Source organism: Rahnella sp. BIGb0236, assembly GCF_004364755.1.
In the GTDB taxonomy this organism is placed as follows: Bacteria; Pseudomonadota; Gammaproteobacteria; order Enterobacterales; family Enterobacteriaceae; genus Rahnella; species Rahnella victoriana.
On sequence record NZ_SOAO01000006.1, the window covers coordinates 1 to 15,878 of the forward strand.

The window sequence follows — 15,878 nt, forward strand, 5'->3', positions numbered from 1 at the left end:
TTTCATCCGGTCATCACTGTTTTTAATCTTTCCGACCCGGTTACTTCGTGATGTTGTTCACGTTGTTCCCTGTCGATGGAGCGGCATTATAGGGAGTTCTCAGCAGGCCGCAAGAGCTAATTTCACTTTTCTTACCAAGCGTTCATAAATTCATCAAATGAATTAATAACGAACAAGTAATGCATAAAAAACGGGCTCCGGATGACTCCGGAGCCCGTTTTAGCTTCCTGATGACCTCATTACTGTCTTGCGATGATGTGGTCATTTTCCACATCGACAGTAATCGGCTTACCTGGAATCAGCTTACCTGACAAGATTTGCTGCGCCAGCGGGTTCTCAATCTCCTGCTGGATGGCACGTTTCAACGGACGCGCACCATAAACCGGGTCAAATCCGGTATTCCCCAGCAATTCCAGAGCCGCATCGGTCAGGGTGGCTGTGTAGCCATGTTCTTCCAGACGTTTGTACAAACGTTCCAGCTGGATCTTGGCGATATTTTTAATATGCGCATGACCCAATGGATGGAACACGACCACTTCATCTATACGGTTGATGAATTCCGGACGGAAGCTGTGTGTGACCACTTCCATTACCGATTCTTTCATCTGCGCATAGCTGGCCTCACCAAAGTGCTGCTGGATAATGTCAGAGCCCAGGTTAGAGGTCATGATGACAACCGTGTTACGGAAGTCGACCGTTCTGCCCTGCCCGTCAGTTAAGCGACCGTCATCCAACACCTGCAATAAGATGTTGAAGACATCCGGATGCGCTTTCTCAACTTCATCTAACAAGATGACAGAGTAAGGACGACGACGGACAGCTTCTGTCAGATAACCGCCTTCCTCATAACCGACATAACCTGGAGGCGCACCTACAAGACGCGAAACGGAGTGTTTCTCCATAAACTCGGACATATCGATGCGGACCATTGCGTCATCACTGTTAAACAGGAATGTCGCCAGCGCTTTACACAGCTCCGTTTTACCCACACCGGTCGGACCGAGGAACAGGAATGACCCGATCGGACGGTTTGGATCTGACAACCCTGCGCGACTACGACGGATCGCATTTGATACCGCTTCCACCGCTTCATTCTGGCCTATCACACGGTTATGCAGCTCTTCTTCCATACGCAACAGTTTTTCACGCTCGCTTTCCAGCATCCGGGCAACCGGAATACCGGTCCAGCGCGCCAGCACGTCGGCAATTTCCACATCTGTGACGCGGTTGCGTAGCAGCTTCATGGTTTTGCCTTCAGCCTGCGTCGCCGCTGCCAGTTGTTTTTCCAGTTCAGGGATTTTCCCGTACTGTAATTCTGACATGCGCCCCAGATCGCCCACACGGCGCGCCTGTTCAAGCGTGATCTTAGCCTGTTCCAGTTCAGCTTTAATATTCTGCGTGCCGGTGAGGGAAGCTTTCTCGGCTTTCCACTCTTCTTCCAGCTCAGAATATTCACGCTCTTTCTGGCTCAACTCAGTTTCCAGCATCTCCAGACGTTTCACACTGGCATCATCAGACTCTTTCTTCAGGGCCTGCTGTTCCAGTTTCAGCTGAATAATACGGCGTTCGAGACGATCCAGAGATTCTGGTTTGGAATCCATCTGCATACGAATGCTCGATGCCGCTTCATCTATAAGGTCGATCGCTTTATCCGGTAACTGACGATCGGAAATATAGCGATGCGACAATGTGGCCGCCGCAACGATTGCCGGGTCAGTAATCTGCACATGGTGATGCAGTTCATAGCGTTCTTTCAGACCACGCAAAATAGCGATGGTGTCTTCAACAGAAGGCTCAGCGACAAACACTTTCTGGAAACGACGTTCTAACGCCGCATCCTTTTCAATAAACTGACGATATTCATTTAATGTCGTCGCGCCCACGCAGTGAAGCTCACCTCGCGCCAGTGCAGGTTTCAGCATGTTTCCTGCGTCCATGGCACCATCGGCTTTACCGGCACCCACCATGGTGTGCAATTCATCGATAAACAGAATGACGCTGCCTTCCTGTTTAGACAAATCACTGAGAACGCCTTTCAGTCGCTCTTCAAATTCCCCACGGTATTTAGCACCGGCCACCAGTGCGCCCATATCTAAAGAAAGCACGCGTTTATTTTTCAGACCTTCCGGCACTTCACCATTAATGATGCGCTGTGCCAGACCTTCTGCAATCGCAGTTTTACCGACGCCTGGTTCACCGATCAGCACCGGGTTATTTTTGGTACGACGTTGCAGAACCTGAATGGTCCGTCGAATTTCTTCATCACGACCGATGACCGGATCCAGTTTGCCCTGCTCGGCACGTTCGGTCAGATCGATAGTGAATTTTTTCAATGCCTGACGCTGGTCTTCGGCATTCTGGTCATCCACTTTCTCACCTCCACGCATTTGATCGATAGCCGCTGTGATTTTCTCGGCCGTTGCACCGCAGGCTTTTAACACATCAGTTAAAGAACCACGGTCTTTCATCACGGCCAGAACAAACAGTTCGGAAGAAATAAAAGTATCAGCACGTTGCTGTGCCAATTTGTCACAAAGATTTAAAACACGTACCAGTTCATGGGATGGTTGAACATCACCGCCGGTACCTTCAACTTGCGGCAAACGCCCCAAAGCCTGATCAACGTCCGTGCGCAGTTTCTGGGTATCAACCCCAGCAGCGGTTAATAACGGGCGCACGGTGCCGCCTTCCTGAGTGAGTAATGCACTCATCAGGTGAACAGGTTCGATAAATTGATTGTCGCGCCCGAGCGCGAGTGACTGGGCATCCGCGAGGGCAAGCTGGAATTTGCTGGTAAGACGATCCAGACGCATAACACCTCCAATACTGAACAAAATTGCTACTGGAGATTAGATGAGGTCAACCCTCACGTTTTCAAGGTTATCTTGGCAGTATATTCGGAGGACTGCTGCTATGCGTAATGGATCGTCTTGATTCGATAGGTTATATCAGCCAAATTAAACTTGCCAGCCGTCCGGTAATTCCGTCGCGCCGGTAAGAGTAAAATTGGGTGCGGTCGGTCACAGTGCAATACTCGCCGCCATAAATAGCGGTGAGACCGGCGGACTGTAAACGCAATCTGGCTAACAGGTAAATGTCGGCCATAAATTTGGTGCCCGCAGGGGTAAAAGCAACGGATGCATTACTGTTCTCAGCCATAAAAGCGTCACGCACTTCTCCGCCGACTTCAAAATGCGCAGGGCCGATTGCCGGTCCCATCCACGCCATGATGTCTGCGGGAGCAGCCTCAAAACAGGCAACCGTATTTTCCAATATTCCCGCACACAAGCCACGCCAGCCCGCATGGGCCGCCGCCACTTCATCGCCGTTTTTACTGCAGAACAACACCGGTAAGCAATCTGCCGTCATTGCCGCACAGACAACGCCGCGCTCGCGGGTATACGCCGCATCGGCAATCAGTAATGAGACAGGGGGCGTTTCGGTCGTTAAACGAATAACATCGGTGCCATGCACCTGCTCCAGCCAGTGTGGCGCAGCAGGCAGACCGCCAAGTTCGATTAAACGCTGGCGGTTCGCAGCGACATTTTCAGGAGAATCCCCGACATGGCTGCCGAGGTTGAGCGACCCGTAAGGAGGCAAACTGACGCCTCCTTCACGGGTTGTTGCACATGACCGCACCGATGCCGGTTGCGGCCACTGAGGCTGGATAAGCGCGCTCATTACCAGTTCATCTGATCCTTGAACTCTTCAGTATCTGCTTTGAGCGCATTAATCAGATCAACCATATCCTGAGGAATTGGCGCATGCCATTCCATCTGAATCCCGGTGACCGGATGGTAAAGACGCAGCATAGTCGCATGAAGAGCCTGACGATCGAATCCGCGCAGCATGTTAATGAACGATTCGGACGCGCCTTTTGGCAGACGCGGACGGCCGCCATACAGCTGATCGCCTAACAGCGGATGGTTAATGTGCGCCATATGCACACGGATCTGGTGCGTACGACCGGATTCAAGACGCAGACGCAGACGGGTATGGGCACGGAAATGCTCCATAATGCGATAGTGCGTGGTCGCCGGTTTACCCGTCGGGTGAACCGCCATGTGCGTACGCTTGGTGGAATGGCGCGCAATCGGCTCATTCACTGTGCCGCCTGCCGTCATTGTACCAATCGCCACCGCTTCATATTCGCGGGTAATTTCGCGGGCCTGAAGTGCGGTCACCAGATGGGTTTGAGCGGGCACCGACTTGGCGACCACCATCAGACCGGTGGTGTCTTTATCCAGACGGTGCACGATGCCGCAACGCGGAACATCAATGATTGCCGGATAATAATGCAGCAACGCATTCAGTACCGTACCGTCGGGATTCCCTGCGCCCGGATGAACAACCAGATCGCGGGGTTTATTGATGACCAAAATATCAGTATCTTCATACACGATATCTAAAGCGATATCTTGTGGCAGCCAACGCGCTTCTTCTTCAATTTGCGCATCGATTGCGATAGCCTCGCCACCCAACACTTTTTCTTTTGGTTTGGTCACTTTTTTGCCATTGACCGTCACCCTGTCTTCAAGGATCCAATCTTTTATGCGAGATCTTGAATAATCAGGGAACAATTCGGCCAAAGCCTGATCTAACCGTTGACCGAGTTGAGATTCGGCCACCGTTGCGGTGAGTTGTACTTGTTGTGCCATATGCAGCTTCTTGGTTAACGTTGGGTTTTCACGGCGATGCCGTTTAAAATAATGTGCTATTGTAGCTGGTCTTTGTCGGGAGCTTAACGGACAGTCTCCCAGAATAACACCTGAGGATAATCAAAACGTCATGACGCGTGTGAAATATCTGGTGGCAGCAGCCACGTTGAGCCTGGCGCTGGTCGGTTGCTCCAGTTCCAAAGAAACGGTTCCCGATAACCCGCCTAACGTCCTTTATGCCACTGCCCAGCAAAAGCTGCAGGACGGTAACTTTAAAGGCGCTATTGCGCAATTAGAAGCGCTGGATAACCGCTATCCGTTTGGGCCTTACTCGCAGCAAGTTCAGTTAGATCTGATTTATGCCTATTACAAGTCTGCTGACTTGCCTATGGCTCAGGCTTCTATTGATCGCTTTATGCGTCTGAACCCAACCCATCCGAATATCGACTACGTCATGTATATGCGTGGTTTAACCGATATGGCGTTGGACGACAGTGCATTGCAAGGATTCTTCGGTGTTGATCGTTCTGACCGTGATCCACAGCATGCCCGTGCGGCATTCCGTGATTTCAGCCAGCTGATCCACACGTATCCAAACAGCCAGTACGCCACTGATGCGACTAAACGTTTGGTATTCCTGAAAGATCGTTTAGCGAAATACGAGCTGTCAGTGGTGCAATACTACACTAAACGCGGTGCTTACGTCGCTGTCGTTAACCGTGTTGAGCAAATGCTGAAAGATTATCCGGATACGAAGGCCACGCATGACGCGCTGCCGTTGATGGAAAATGCCTACCGCGAACTGCAGCTGGATACTCAGGCTGATAAAGTCGCAAAAATTATTGCTGCCAACAGCGCTGCGTAATTTTACATGTCCGTACACAAACGGTAGCTCAGGCTGCCGTTTTTTTTTGGGCTTTTGCAGGGGGAAAACGCAGAAACAGAGGAATGAATCACATACTGATCCCATCAATCATGCCTGCTCGCAGCATAACTCTCAAGGCCTTTCCGGCCAGAAATTACCCTGAGTCACAGAAACTTCAACGTTGACAAAAAGTGACAAAAAACCACGCGTTTCAGCACGCTTTTCATAAAAAAGGCTGGTATGTTGGATTCATCGGAGACGGAAAGAAGAGAGGTAAGTTATATGACAGTCAACATTACCAGTAAACAAATGGACATCACTGCTGCTATTCGTGAACACATCGAAGGCCGTCTGAAAAAACTGGATAAATGGCAAACTCAGCTCATTAACCCACACATCATCCTGTCGAAAGAACCTCAGGGTTTTGTTGCCGATGCGACCATCAGTACCCCGAACGGAAAACTGGTTGCCAGTGCCACACACGATGACATGTACGCTGCGATTAACGAAATGACCACCAAGCTTGAGCGTCAGCTCAACAAAGCGCAGCACAAGGGTGAAGCGCGCCGTGCAGAATCCGGCGTTAAAGAACTCAATCTGGAACCGGTGCAGGAAGAGGAATAACCGGGTTATCCGATATGCCATTAACGACGCGCTCTGAGGGGCGCGTTTTTTGTGCCTGAAGGAAATGTTATTGACACAGGGAAAACCCAGCGGTTACTTTAAGACTCAACGTAAACATATGGAAACCACGCACACATGAACACCCGTCTGTTTTTCTTCGCATTCTTTTTTACCTTCCCCTGATTGGGAGGCGTTTCGTCGCGAAAGAATGAATGCGAAGACGAACAACAAAGCCTCCTGAAAAGGGGGCTTTTTTTATGCCTGCGTTTTACACATTTTGCTGAAAGAAAGAACATCTAAAAGGGTAATAACATGACCGAGAACTCCTTACTGGCACTGCGCGAACGCATCAGCGCGTTAGACCTGAAACTGCTGGCCCTGCTGGCAGAACGACGCACAATGGCGATTGAAGTCGCGCAATCCAAGATGCACTCTCACCGCCCTATCCGCGACAAAGAACGCGAAGCAGAACTGATTAATACGCTGATTCAGGAAGGGAAAAAGCAGGGCCTGGACGGCCATTACATTACCCGCGTCTATCAGCTGATCATTGAGGATTCAGTCCTCACGCAACAGGCGCTTTTGCAACAACATCTGAATAACACCCCTTCAGACTCCGCCCGCATCGCGTTCCTCGGCCCGAAAGGTTCCTATTCACATCTCGCCGCCCGTCAGTTTGCCGCCCGCCATTTCGATCAGTTCATTGAATGTGGCTGCCAGAAATTCCAGGACATCTTCTCGCAGGTAGAAACGGGCCAGGCCGACTATGCCGTGTTGCCGATTGAAAACACCAGTTCCGGCTCAATCAATGATGTTTATGACCTGCTGCAACACACCAGCCTGTCGATTGTTGGCGAGCTGACGAACCCTATCAACCATTGCGTGCTGGTGGCGACGGACACTGATTTGTCGCAGATCCAGACGGTCTACAGCCATCCGCAACCTTTCCAGCAATGCAGTCAGTTCATTAACCGTTTCCCGCACTGGAAAATTGAGTATTGCGAAAGCACGGCCGCAGCGATGGAAAAAGTGGCTGCTGCGAATTCTCCACACGTGGCGGCGCTGGGCAGCGAAGCCGGTGGCGCGTTGTATAAACTGCAGGTGCTTGAACATAATCTGGCGAACCAGCAGGAAAACATCACCCGCTTCATTATTCTGGCGCGCAAAGCGATTGAAGTGACCGATCAGGTGCCGGCCAAAACCACGCTGATCATGGCCACCGGTCAGCAGGCGGGTGCGCTAGTGAATGCGCTTCTGGTGCTGCGCGATCAGGGCATCATCATGACCAAGCTGGAATCACGCCCGATTAACGGCAACCCGTGGGAAGAGATGTTTTATATCGATGTGCAGGCCAATCTGCGTTCAGAAGAGATGAAAAAGGCGCTGAAGGATCTGGCTCCTATTACCCGCTCGCTGAAAGTTCTCGGCTGTTATCCAGGCGAAAACGTCGTTTCCGTAGACCTGTAATTTCAGGCAAACAAAAAGGGCGCTGCACACAATGGCAGCGCCCTTTTTCATTTCCGGACAACTTACTTACGGTTGTCGTTAGCTTGTCTCAGTAACGCACCGCTTTCTTTCAGGAAACGCGGCGCATAATCGCCGAACCAGTGCTCAACCTGCCTGAACTTATCGATAAACGCCTGTTTATCACCGGTTTCCAGCAGAGCAAGGGCATCGCCGAAACGCTGATAGTAACGTTTGATCAGTGCCAGATTACTTTCTGACGACATAATAATGTCCGCGTAAAGCTGAGGATCCTGTGCAAACAGGCGCCCGACCATCGCCAGTTCGAGGCGATAAATCGGTGAAGAGAGCGCCAGCAACTGCTCGATTTCCACGTTTTCTTCCGACAAATGCATGCCATACGCAAAGGTCGCGAAATGGCGTAATGCCTGAATGAACGCCATATTCTGATCGTGCTCGACGGCGCTGATTTTATGCAACCGTGCACCCCAGACCTGCAACTGCTCCAGCAACCACTGATAAGCCTGTGGTTCCCGGCCATCGCAGTACACCACGACCTGTTTTGCCAGACTGCTGACATCCGGCCCAAACATCGGATGCAGACCCAGCACCGGCCCTTCATGCACTGCCAGCATCGCCTGTAACGGACGGTTTTTCACCGACGCCAGATCCACCAGAATACAGTCATCAGGCAGTTTCGGCAGGCGGGCAATCACGTCTTCGGTCAGGTGGATTGGCACACTGACGATCACCATACCGGCATCCGCCAGCAATGTTTCTGCCTGCGGCCAGTCTTCCTGCTCCAGCACTTTCACCTGATAACCGGAAAGCTCCAGCAAACGGGTGAACAAACGCCCCATCTGACCGTTCCCGCCGATGATCACCACCGGACGCAGTTCCGGATGCAGCGTTTTGAAGCCTTTATCGTTTTCGCTTGAGTAAGACTCACGCATCACGCGGCGCAAAACATCTTCAATCAGATCCGGCGGAACACCGAGGTTCTGCGCTTCCTGACGGCGTGAAGCCAGCATGGCGGCTTCCCGTTCAGGCACATAAATCGGCAAACCATAACGGCTTTTGACTTCCCCGACTTCTGCCACCAGCGCCAGACGCCGTGATAAGAGATCCAACAACGCTTTATCGACGTCGTCGATCTGATCGCGCAATGCGTTAAGTTCTGCCACCATAAAAACTTACTCTCCTGCGATTCGTGCCGCCAGCGCATCGCCCAGTTCCTGATGCATCTTACGCAACAGGTCTTCAGTCGTTTCCCAGTTAATGCAGGCATCCGTAACAGACACACCGTATTTCATGTCTGAACGCGGTTGTTCAGAAGACTGGCTGCCTTCGTTCAGATGACTTTCCAGCATCAGCCCGGTGATAGAGCGGTTACCGGCTTTAATCTGATCGATGACGGACTGAGCCACAACAGGCTGGCGACGATAGTCTTTGTTTGAGTTACCGTGACTGCAATCTATCATCAAGGAAGGACGGAGTCCCGCGCCGGTCATCTGTTTTTCACAGGCCTGAACATCCTGCTCGCTGTAGTTTGGCGTTTTGCCGCCGCGCAAAATCACATGCCCGTCCGGGTTGCCCTGAGTCTGTAACAGACACACCTGACCGGCCTGATTGATGCCCACAAAACGGTGAGCCATCTCCGCCGCACGCATGGCGTTAATTGCCGTGCCCAGGCTGCCGTCAGTGCCGTTCTTGAAGCCCACCGGCATGGAAAGGCCAGACGCCATTTCGCGGTGAGTCTGAGATTCAGTAGTACGCGCACCGATTGCTGACCAGCTGAACAGATCGCCTAAGTATTGCGGACTGTTAGGATCCAGTGCTTCTGTCGCCAGCGGCAAACCCATTCCGACCAGTTGCAGCAGCAAATCACGGGCAATGTGCAGCCCCGCTTCCACATCAAACGTGCCGTCCATGTGCGGATCGTTAATTAACCCTTTCCAGCCCACCGTAGTCCGCGGTTTTTCAAAGTAAACCCGCATCACGATGTACAAACGATCGCTCAGTTCGGCGGCCAGCGTTTTCAGGTGACGCGCGTAATCCAGCGCCGCATCAACGTCATGAATGGAACAAGGACCACACACCACCAGAAGACGAGGATCGCGACCATGTACGATATCGGCGATGGTTTTACGTGCGTCGGAAATGCTGTTTTCGTCGCTGACACTTAAAGGAAAACGGTTTTTCAGCTCTTCAGGAGTAATCAGGATTTGTTCAGCAGTGATATGAACATTATTCAGGGCGTCTTTTTGCATGGTCGTGTTCCGCTATAAGGAAAATGGGCTGCCACGGAGGCATCTGCGGACAACATTAACACAGCACGTAAACTTAGCAAGCCTTAGTTGTAAACTTAACATTACCAATGCCACCTTTAAACCCGATAACTGGAAAGTTAAATTTACATAAAGACCTTCTGAGCCAAAAGGTGTGTACCGTAAATATTACATACGGTTTATCAGCTGCGAAAAGGGAGTTTCAGGATAGTGCGGAGGGGGCACAACGTCAGAAATGCCCTCAGCAACAGGACGCTGCTGAGGAAACGAAATTAAAGGTTACGATCGAGGGTAATAAACACCTGTCCTGACGCTGTCACTTCATCGACACCACATTCGAAATGACTTTCCTGACGCGTCACGCTCAGGCGGTTGCCGGGAATACGGGCCACATCGTAAACATCCAGATCACCGTCGATATCCAGCAGCCAGCGGCCATTGCCCGGATGCGTGCTGCCCAGATCGACAATCCATGAATGATTGCCTTTCACGACATACGCAGGCAGGGTCAGCGAGTCATCCAGCAGTGAAGAGTCGACCGCCCAGACGCCTTCTTCTTCCAGTGCTCCGCCGCGCAATCTCAATTTTTTAAGCTGGCGGACATCTCCTGGCACGGCGGACGCAGAAGGGTTCGCATCCTGCATTGAGCCTTTGCCTGTTGCCAGCCAGCGCAAGGAAACGCCGGTATCCAGCGCACAGGCCACCACTACGTCACCGGGAAAATAATTTCTTCTTACCCAGGTACTTATCGTGCCAGATGACAACCCGTACAGATCCCCCAGTTCTTTCTGCATGCTAAAGCCGTAAGCCTGAAGCATACGCGTCAGGACGGCTTTTCCACCTTCAAGTTCATCTAATTGCATCTGGCGAAAACCCCTGAATCTGTAAATATCATCTTGACAACTTGCAAATGCAAGTTTAGATTAATTATGTAATGTACCGTCAGATGACCATGATACCAAATTTACGGTGCCGTGGAGAAATAAGGAGACGCGATGTTTTTAGGAACAGAGCAACAGCGTCAGACGGGGCTGCGTCAGATAGCCCATCTGAAAGAAATCTATTTCACTGAGCATAAAAATCCGGCTGAGCTTATTTTCGATCATGCCACTGAAAAATGGAAATTCACGTTATGTTTTCATGCTGGCCTTAAACGCCGTCATACCCTGTTGCCTTATTCCCGGTTAACACCTGAGGAGCAATTAAAAATTGTTCAGGCACTTTTATCCCTCCGCCATTTCACGGCGTTTTTTAAAGGAAAATTTTACTGATGGCAGACTGGATAGATGAATCACAGGAATATCAGTTAAAGATACTTGAGGCGCAGATTTTGCGGGCAACCCGCGCACAGCCTGTTTCCTCCGCCTTTTACTGTACGGATTGCGATGCCGCGATCCCTGAGCAACGCCGGAAAATCATTCCCGGCGTACAACGGTGTATTGAATGTCAGGAAATAGATGAGATAAAAAGAAAGAATTATCGCCCGGTATAACACTTTCCCATTTTAATCAATAAAGTCGCCTTTTTACTGGAAATAACGTTATTTCCGGAAGGTATTCTCTTTGTCGGAAATAACCTTGATGCCAGATAATAACAGAGGCAGGATTGCCCCTTCGCCGCCCCCGCCTTTTAACCGTACAGGCCGGAAACCTTTTGATGGCGTCTGGTGGTGGAACGCCCCCCTTCCGGCGCTCAGTTCCCCGCTGGACAAGCCGCTGACCCGCGATATCTGCCAGCGTCAGCAAACCGCCCTTTCTCAGCTGGCGACACTGCCCAGCTGTCTGCGTACTCCTTTGCATCAGCGCTATACCTGGCTGCTGGACACGCAGGGTGTCCGCGCGGCGGTGCATTTTCTGATGACGGTTTTTACACAGCGTTTATGGCCACGTATTCAGCAGGTGAATGCGCGTCACAGAGTCAATCGTCAGATCTCGCAAAAGCTACTCACCGAAGAAGACCTGTTTAACCGCCTGCCCGATCTTAATGACGATGCCCTGAAACGTCTGGCAAACAGGCTCGCGGTAAACATGCTGGATGCTTACGAATATCACTGCGAACGTTGGCTGGAAAACCGCCCTGACCAATCCGATATTTTGCTGCAGGACGCGACACAACATGAGATTTACGGGCATGTTGCGACGATGGCCCGCGCCTGCGGCGTCCAGCCTCTCTTCTGGCGCGCCTGGCAAAAAGGCCGGATGAGTGCAGAGTCTGCGGTCGCCGCGGTGTCACGTCTGGTCAGCGGTGACTGGTGGGAGAAACAACTGCGCACAAAACAGCGGCTCTGGCGGGAAGCGCTGATGATCGCCTGCGGCTATGTGAGCCGCGCAACGTCGCCGTATGCCAGCAAAAATGCCATTCGCGATGTGGTATCGCGCCGCTTATCCGCGATCAATTACCTGAAGCAATGCCAGCTGGAAAATGTTGAATCCGGGGAAACGCTGAGTTTGCTGGACACTGTACTGGCCAGCGTCTCCAACCCTAAACTTCGCCGCATGGAACTGATGACGCTGATTGCCGGTGTGGAAGATGTGGCGGATCAGCAGCGGGACTGCGGACTGTTTATCACCCTGACCACCCCCTCAAAATATCACCCGCTGAAAACGAACTGCGGGGGTTCAGCGCCCCTGTTTAACCGGAAATGGGATCAGCACGCCTTTACGCCCAAGGATGCACAACGTTATCTGGTGGCCGTCTGGGCCAAAATCCGCACCACCTTTAAAGACCGCAATCTTAAAGTGTATGGCGTACGTGTCGTCGAACCGCATCACGACGGCACGCCGCACTGGCATATGATGTTGTTCACACCGCCGGAGCAGCAACAAAAAGTGGCCGAAGTCATGCGCCGTTACGCGCTGGAAGACGAGCCGGATGAACCCGGCGCGGCGGAGTCACGTTTCAATTGCAAGCCGCTGAACCGGGGCGGCGCGGCGGGATATATCGCGAAATACGTGGCCAAGAATATTGATGGTTACGCGCTCGATGGCGAAACCGATTTTGACTCCGGACGCCTGCTGACCGATGTAGCCACCGCCGTCACCGCCTGGGCATCGACATGGCGCATCCCGCAGTTTCACGCCATTGGCATTCCTTCCGTCGGCGCATGGCGCGAATGCCGCCGCATCAGGCACCAGAGTCTGAGCAGCCGGTTTGACAGCCGGGTGGAAGACGTCCGCGCGGCCGCCGATCAGGGCGATTTTGCGGGTTATATTCAGGCGCAGGGCGGGATCCATATTCCCCGAAAGGAACAAACCGTTCGCGTCGCCCGCCAGCTCAGCGAAGAAAAAAATGCCTATGACGAGCGGCGTCACAAAGTTGTCGGCATTTACGCCCCGCATCTGGGAGCCTCACTCATTTTCCTCACCCATACCGAACAATGGCGGATTATCCGTCATCGCCCCGCTTTGGCGAAAAACCCGCAGATCCGCTCGCCTTGGAGTTCTGTCAATAACTGTGGATCGCCGCCGATATCGGAAAAAGAGATAAACCCTACAAAATCAAAGAGAATGAAAATTAACGTATTAATTCAATGAATTATCTTATTTAAAAAGCGTTATGTGTTGACGTATTAGCTCAATTAAAGAATACTGTATATAAACACAGTATCTGGCGAGGGGAGAAAATGGAAAACCTGACTAAACAACAGCTAACGTTGTCCAGGATACAACTGATCGCAGACATTTCACAGACAGCGCAATGCAATCCCAAAGAGTTTCTGGTCATGATGTCCCTGATCTCAGAACTGGCCGGCCAGGCGCTGACCGATGAATCACAGGACGCATTGTATGGCAACGGGAGTACTGACGATCCCCATTGATCACCCGATCCTGCGGCGGTAATACTCAACACAACTGGCGCTTGCCCGACCGGTTTCCTCCGGACTAAGCGCCCCGCTAATTCCCCTTACTGCTTGTTGTGCCAGTCGTTTCACATCCCTCTCAGATTGCCGCTTCGCGTCCCCTTCCGCAGACTGATCTCACCTCCTGACGATCTCATCCACATGCGGAGAAAACCCATGAAAGTCTATGCAGAACAGGGTGATACCCTTGATTCATTGTGCTGGCGTTATTACAACCGCACAGCCGTTGTTGTCGAAAAGGTCTATGCCGCCAATAAAGGCATTGCTGATTTAGGACCACTGTTACCGCACGGTACGGCGGTCGAGATGCCTGACATTGCAGAACAACCGGTTCAGGAAACCCTCAAATTATGGGACTGAATACCGAACGCATCAGCTCAGCCTGCGCTTATTTCATTGCCACGTCGCTGACCTGGCTGGCAGGCCTGACCTCGCAGGATGTGGCCTTTCTGGTCGGTTCCGCCGTCGGGATCGGCACCTTCCTGATCAACTGGTATTACCGGCGCAAAAGCTATCAGTTGCTGTCACGCAGCGGCCTGAGCAAAGAGACCTATGAAAACCTCAACTCTTAAACGTTGCAGCGCCGCCGTGGTTCTCGGGCTGATGGCCGCCCTGCCCGGCTATCTCTCCCTGCAGGTCTCTGAAGAGGGGTTAAAACTGATCACCGATTTTGAAGGCTGTCAGCTGCAACCCTATCAGTGCAGCGCCGGAGTATGGACCAGCGGCATTGGTCATACCGCAGGAGTGAAACCCGCGCAGGCCATTACCGAACATCAGGCTGCGGAAAACCTGCTGCTGGATATTCAGCAAACAGAACGCCGCATCAAAAAATGTATGCCGGTCGACATGCCGCAACCGGTTTTCGATGCCGTGGTGTCCTTCGCCTTTAACGTCGGCACCGGTGCTGCCTGTCAGTCCACCCTGGCGTTTTTCATTAACCGGCAGCAATGGCGCAACGCCTGCGAGCAACTGTCGCGCTGGGTTTTCGTCAACGGCGAACGCAACCGCGGGCTGGAACGCAGACGAAACGCCGAACGCAGCGTCTGCCTGAAAGGAGCCTGAATGCGCCTGTTACCGGCAGCGATGACGGCAATGGCCCTGCTGATTGCCGTCCTGTTGCTCTCCAACCGCTCGTTACAGCACGACCTCAACAGCGCCCGTCAGCAACAAGACGCCCTGCACAATCAGCTGCAACAACGGCAGCGGCTGATCGCCGAACTGAACCAGCAAATGCGTCTGCGTGAAGAGGCTGAACGGGTATTACGCGAAGATCTGAACAGTGCCCGCCAGGTGATGCAATCGCGGGAACAGCAAAGAGAGAGGAGCCTTCACCATGATCCGCAAACACGTCTGTGGGCTGACAGCCAGCTGCCTGCTGATATTAGCAGGCTGCACGAGCGACCGGCCTTCGGCTCCGCCAGCGATTATTTTCGTTGGTTGTCCGGCAGTCAGCTCCTGCCCGGTACCGGCCAGTCATCCGGCCACTAACGAAGCGTTGAGTGCCGACATTCTGCAACTGGAGTCGGCGCTGCTGAACTGCGGTTTACAGATTGAAACCATCAAAAAGTGTCAGGAGGCACAACATGCAAAAACCGATGCAATTGCAACAACGGCTGATTGAACAGGTGCCGCTGCTGGCGGCCTCACCCGGGCAACTGGTGATCGCCACAGGCGCGGGACAGGTGGTGGCGACATCCGCCGCTTCGCTTTCTTTTGAATATCGCTACCCGCTGACCCTGACCGTCAGCGGCGACACGACAGTCAGCGAAGCTCTGGTCGATCAGATGGTGGTCGTCATCCTCGACTGGCTGCAGGTCAATCAGCCGGAAATCCTGGGAAATGCCAGCCACCGTCTGAGTGATTTCACCTTCACCCAGCAGGAGAAAAACCTGGTGCTGACCCTGCAGCTTACCGAGCGCGTTCAGGTGTCTGATCAGGAAAACATACGCACCATCACCCATCTGCCTGAACCGCCCTTACCCGCCAATGTGGCGCTTCCCCGTGAGGTCTACCTCAATGGGGTATTGATCAGCAGCTGGACGGTATAACCCGCTGACGTTTGTTGTGCCATCCGCTGGCGAACGGCCACCGGTTGTCGCCTAACCCTGTGAAACGGCATC

Annotated in this window: 19 protein-coding genes and 1 other annotated feature; of the genes, 13 read left to right on the forward strand and 6 right to left on the reverse strand. The window is 52.4% G+C overall.

Annotated features, from left to right (window positions below; all coding sequences use genetic code 11):
* Positions 1–239: 239 nt before the first annotated feature.
* The 3 genes from clpB to rluD all read right to left on the reverse strand — a co-directional run bounded on the left by clpB (position 240) and on the right by rluD (position 4,658).
* Positions 240–2,813, reverse strand: coding sequence for an ATP-dependent chaperone ClpB (gene clpB, locus EDF78_RS13515; protein ID WP_095923443.1), 2,574 nt, complete (start codon positions 2,811–2,813; stop codon positions 240–242).
* A 130-nt stretch (positions 2,814–2,943) separates the two neighbouring features.
* The gene (gene yfiH, locus EDF78_RS13520) at positions 2,944–3,681 is read right to left on the reverse strand and encodes a purine nucleoside phosphorylase YfiH (RefSeq protein ID WP_095923445.1); all 738 of its coding nucleotides are present in this window, start codon (positions 3,679–3,681) and stop codon (positions 2,944–2,946) included.
* On the reverse strand, positions 3,681–4,658 hold the full coding sequence (gene rluD / locus EDF78_RS13525) for a 23S rRNA pseudouridine(1911/1915/1917) synthase RluD (protein WP_047612788.1): 978 nt from the start codon (positions 4,656–4,658) through the stop codon (positions 3,681–3,683). The genes yfiH and rluD overlap by 1 nt, the downstream gene beginning before the upstream one ends.
* Positions 4,659–4,788: 130 nt before the next feature.
* Here rluD and bamD point away from each other — a divergent pair, with 130 nt between their 5' ends.
* The 3 genes from bamD (at position 4,789) to pheA (ending at position 7,614) form a co-directional block, all read left to right on the forward strand.
* Positions 4,789–5,523, forward strand: a complete 735-nt coding sequence (gene bamD / locus EDF78_RS13535) for an outer membrane protein assembly factor BamD (protein ID WP_133823295.1) — start codon at positions 4,789–4,791, stop codon at positions 5,521–5,523.
* A 282-nt stretch (positions 5,524–5,805) separates the two neighbouring features.
* Positions 5,806–6,147 (forward strand): ribosome-associated translation inhibitor RaiA, encoded by a 342-nt coding sequence (raiA, locus tag EDF78_RS13540; RefSeq protein WP_095923447.1) that lies wholly within the window; start codon positions 5,806–5,808, stop codon positions 6,145–6,147.
* Positions 6,148–6,281: 134 nt separating this feature from the next.
* Positions 6,282–6,406 (forward strand) — a sequence feature (Phe leader region).
* Between the two features lie 53 nt (positions 6,407–6,459).
* Complete coding sequence (gene pheA / locus EDF78_RS13545) at positions 6,460–7,614, forward strand: bifunctional chorismate mutase/prephenate dehydratase (RefSeq protein ID WP_095923450.1); 1,155 nt, start codon at positions 6,460–6,462, stop codon at positions 7,612–7,614.
* Positions 7,615–7,676: 62 nt separating this feature from the next.
* Here pheA and tyrA read toward each other — a convergent pair whose 3' ends face one another.
* From tyrA to EDF78_RS13560, 3 genes are all read right to left on the reverse strand, one after another.
* A complete protein-coding gene (gene tyrA / locus EDF78_RS13550; RefSeq protein ID WP_133823296.1) occupies positions 7,677–8,798 on the reverse strand; it encodes a bifunctional chorismate mutase/prephenate dehydrogenase in 1,122 nt (373 codons plus the stop codon).
* Between the two features lie 6 nt (positions 8,799–8,804).
* Positions 8,805–9,881, reverse strand: coding sequence for a 3-deoxy-7-phosphoheptulonate synthase (locus EDF78_RS13555; RefSeq protein ID WP_095923454.1), 1,077 nt, complete (start codon positions 9,879–9,881; stop codon positions 8,805–8,807).
* 290 nt (positions 9,882–10,171) lie between these two features.
* Positions 10,172–10,762: a phage repressor protein CI gene (locus EDF78_RS13560; protein WP_131693241.1), complete on the reverse strand. Its 591-nt coding sequence runs from the start codon at positions 10,760–10,762 to the stop codon at positions 10,172–10,174.
* Between the two features lie 132 nt (positions 10,763–10,894).
* Here EDF78_RS13560 and EDF78_RS13565 point away from each other — a divergent pair, with 132 nt between their 5' ends.
* The 10 genes from EDF78_RS13565 to EDF78_RS13605 all read left to right on the forward strand — a co-directional run bounded on the left by EDF78_RS13565 (position 10,895) and on the right by EDF78_RS13605 (position 15,806).
* Positions 10,895–11,170 (forward strand): hypothetical protein, encoded by a 276-nt coding sequence (locus EDF78_RS13565; RefSeq protein ID WP_119823215.1) that lies wholly within the window; start codon positions 10,895–10,897, stop codon positions 11,168–11,170.
* Positions 11,170–11,391: a TraR/DksA C4-type zinc finger protein gene (locus EDF78_RS13570; RefSeq protein WP_133823297.1), complete on the forward strand. Its 222-nt coding sequence runs from the start codon at positions 11,170–11,172 to the stop codon at positions 11,389–11,391. The genes EDF78_RS13565 and EDF78_RS13570 overlap by 1 nt, the downstream gene beginning before the upstream one ends.
* 88 nt (positions 11,392–11,479) lie before the next feature.
* Positions 11,480–13,432, forward strand: a complete 1,953-nt coding sequence (locus EDF78_RS13575) for a replication endonuclease (RefSeq protein ID WP_133823298.1) — start codon at positions 11,480–11,482, stop codon at positions 13,430–13,432.
* A gap of 89 nt (positions 13,433–13,521) precedes the next feature.
* On the forward strand, positions 13,522–13,716 hold the full coding sequence (locus EDF78_RS13580; RefSeq protein ID WP_095923465.1) for a hypothetical protein: 195 nt from the start codon (positions 13,522–13,524) through the stop codon (positions 13,714–13,716).
* 198 nt (positions 13,717–13,914) lie between these two features.
* On the forward strand, positions 13,915–14,118 hold the full coding sequence (locus EDF78_RS13585) for a tail protein X (RefSeq protein ID WP_095923468.1): 204 nt from the start codon (positions 13,915–13,917) through the stop codon (positions 14,116–14,118).
* Positions 14,109–14,330, forward strand: a complete 222-nt coding sequence (locus EDF78_RS13590; protein WP_095923470.1) for an HP1 family phage holin — start codon at positions 14,109–14,111, stop codon at positions 14,328–14,330. The genes EDF78_RS13585 and EDF78_RS13590 overlap by 10 nt, the downstream gene beginning before the upstream one ends.
* Positions 14,311–14,820, forward strand: coding sequence for a lysozyme (locus EDF78_RS13595; RefSeq protein ID WP_133823299.1), 510 nt, complete (start codon positions 14,311–14,313; stop codon positions 14,818–14,820). Before EDF78_RS13590 ends, EDF78_RS13595 begins: the two co-directional genes overlap by 20 nt.
* A complete protein-coding gene (locus EDF78_RS13600) occupies positions 14,821–15,246 on the forward strand; it encodes a transcriptional regulator (protein ID WP_133823300.1) in 426 nt (141 codons plus the stop codon). It abuts the gene before it with no gap.
* Positions 15,137–15,379: an Rz1-like lysis system protein LysC gene (lysC, locus tag EDF78_RS25795; RefSeq protein WP_243839455.1), complete on the forward strand. Its 243-nt coding sequence runs from the start codon at positions 15,137–15,139 to the stop codon at positions 15,377–15,379. Before EDF78_RS13600 ends, lysC begins: the two co-directional genes overlap by 110 nt.
* Positions 15,342–15,806 carry a phage tail protein gene (locus EDF78_RS13605; protein WP_095923475.1) on the forward strand — a complete coding sequence of 155 codons (465 nt, stop codon included), beginning with the start codon at positions 15,342–15,344 and terminating at the stop codon, positions 15,804–15,806. The genes lysC and EDF78_RS13605 overlap by 38 nt, the downstream gene beginning before the upstream one ends.
* The last annotated feature ends 72 nt before the right edge of the window (positions 15,807–15,878 follow it).

Excerpts from the sequence above, each read along its gene's own strand:
- clpB (WP_095923443.1), bottom strand. The coding sequence starts at position 2,813 with ATGCGTCTGGATCGTCTTACCAGCAAATTCCAGCTTGCCCTCGCGGAT.
- yfiH (WP_095923445.1), bottom strand. The coding sequence starts at position 3,681 with ATGAGCGCGCTTATCCAGCCTCAGTGGCCGCAACCGGCATCGGTGCGG.
- rluD (WP_047612788.1), bottom strand. The coding sequence starts at position 4,658 with ATGGCACAACAAGTACAACTCACCGCAACGGTGGCCGAATCTCAACTC.
- bamD (WP_133823295.1), top strand. The coding sequence starts at position 4,789 with ATGACGCGTGTGAAATATCTGGTGGCAGCAGCCACGTTGAGCCTGGCG.
- raiA (WP_095923447.1), top strand. The coding sequence starts at position 5,806 with ATGACAGTCAACATTACCAGTAAACAAATGGACATCACTGCTGCTATT.
- pheA (WP_095923450.1), top strand. The coding sequence starts at position 6,460 with ATGACCGAGAACTCCTTACTGGCACTGCGCGAACGCATCAGCGCGTTA.
- tyrA (WP_133823296.1), bottom strand. The coding sequence starts at position 8,798 with ATGGTGGCAGAACTTAACGCATTGCGCGATCAGATCGACGACGTCGAT.
- EDF78_RS13555 (WP_095923454.1), bottom strand. The coding sequence starts at position 9,881 with ATGCAAAAAGACGCCCTGAATAATGTTCATATCACTGCTGAACAAATC.
- EDF78_RS13560 (WP_131693241.1), bottom strand. The coding sequence starts at position 10,762 with ATGCAATTAGATGAACTTGAAGGTGGAAAAGCCGTCCTGACGCGTATG.
- EDF78_RS13565 (WP_119823215.1), top strand. The coding sequence starts at position 10,895 with ATGTTTTTAGGAACAGAGCAACAGCGTCAGACGGGGCTGCGTCAGATA.
- EDF78_RS13570 (WP_133823297.1), top strand. The coding sequence starts at position 11,170 with ATGGCAGACTGGATAGATGAATCACAGGAATATCAGTTAAAGATACTT.
- EDF78_RS13575 (WP_133823298.1), top strand. The coding sequence starts at position 11,480 with ATGCCAGATAATAACAGAGGCAGGATTGCCCCTTCGCCGCCCCCGCCT.
- EDF78_RS13580 (WP_095923465.1), top strand. The coding sequence starts at position 13,522 with ATGGAAAACCTGACTAAACAACAGCTAACGTTGTCCAGGATACAACTG.
- EDF78_RS13585 (WP_095923468.1), top strand. The coding sequence starts at position 13,915 with ATGAAAGTCTATGCAGAACAGGGTGATACCCTTGATTCATTGTGCTGG.
- EDF78_RS13590 (WP_095923470.1), top strand. The coding sequence starts at position 14,109 with ATGGGACTGAATACCGAACGCATCAGCTCAGCCTGCGCTTATTTCATT.
- EDF78_RS13595 (WP_133823299.1), top strand. The coding sequence starts at position 14,311 with ATGAAAACCTCAACTCTTAAACGTTGCAGCGCCGCCGTGGTTCTCGGG.
- EDF78_RS13600 (WP_133823300.1), top strand. The coding sequence starts at position 14,821 with ATGCGCCTGTTACCGGCAGCGATGACGGCAATGGCCCTGCTGATTGCC.
- EDF78_RS13605 (WP_095923475.1), top strand. The coding sequence starts at position 15,342 with ATGCAAAAACCGATGCAATTGCAACAACGGCTGATTGAACAGGTGCCG.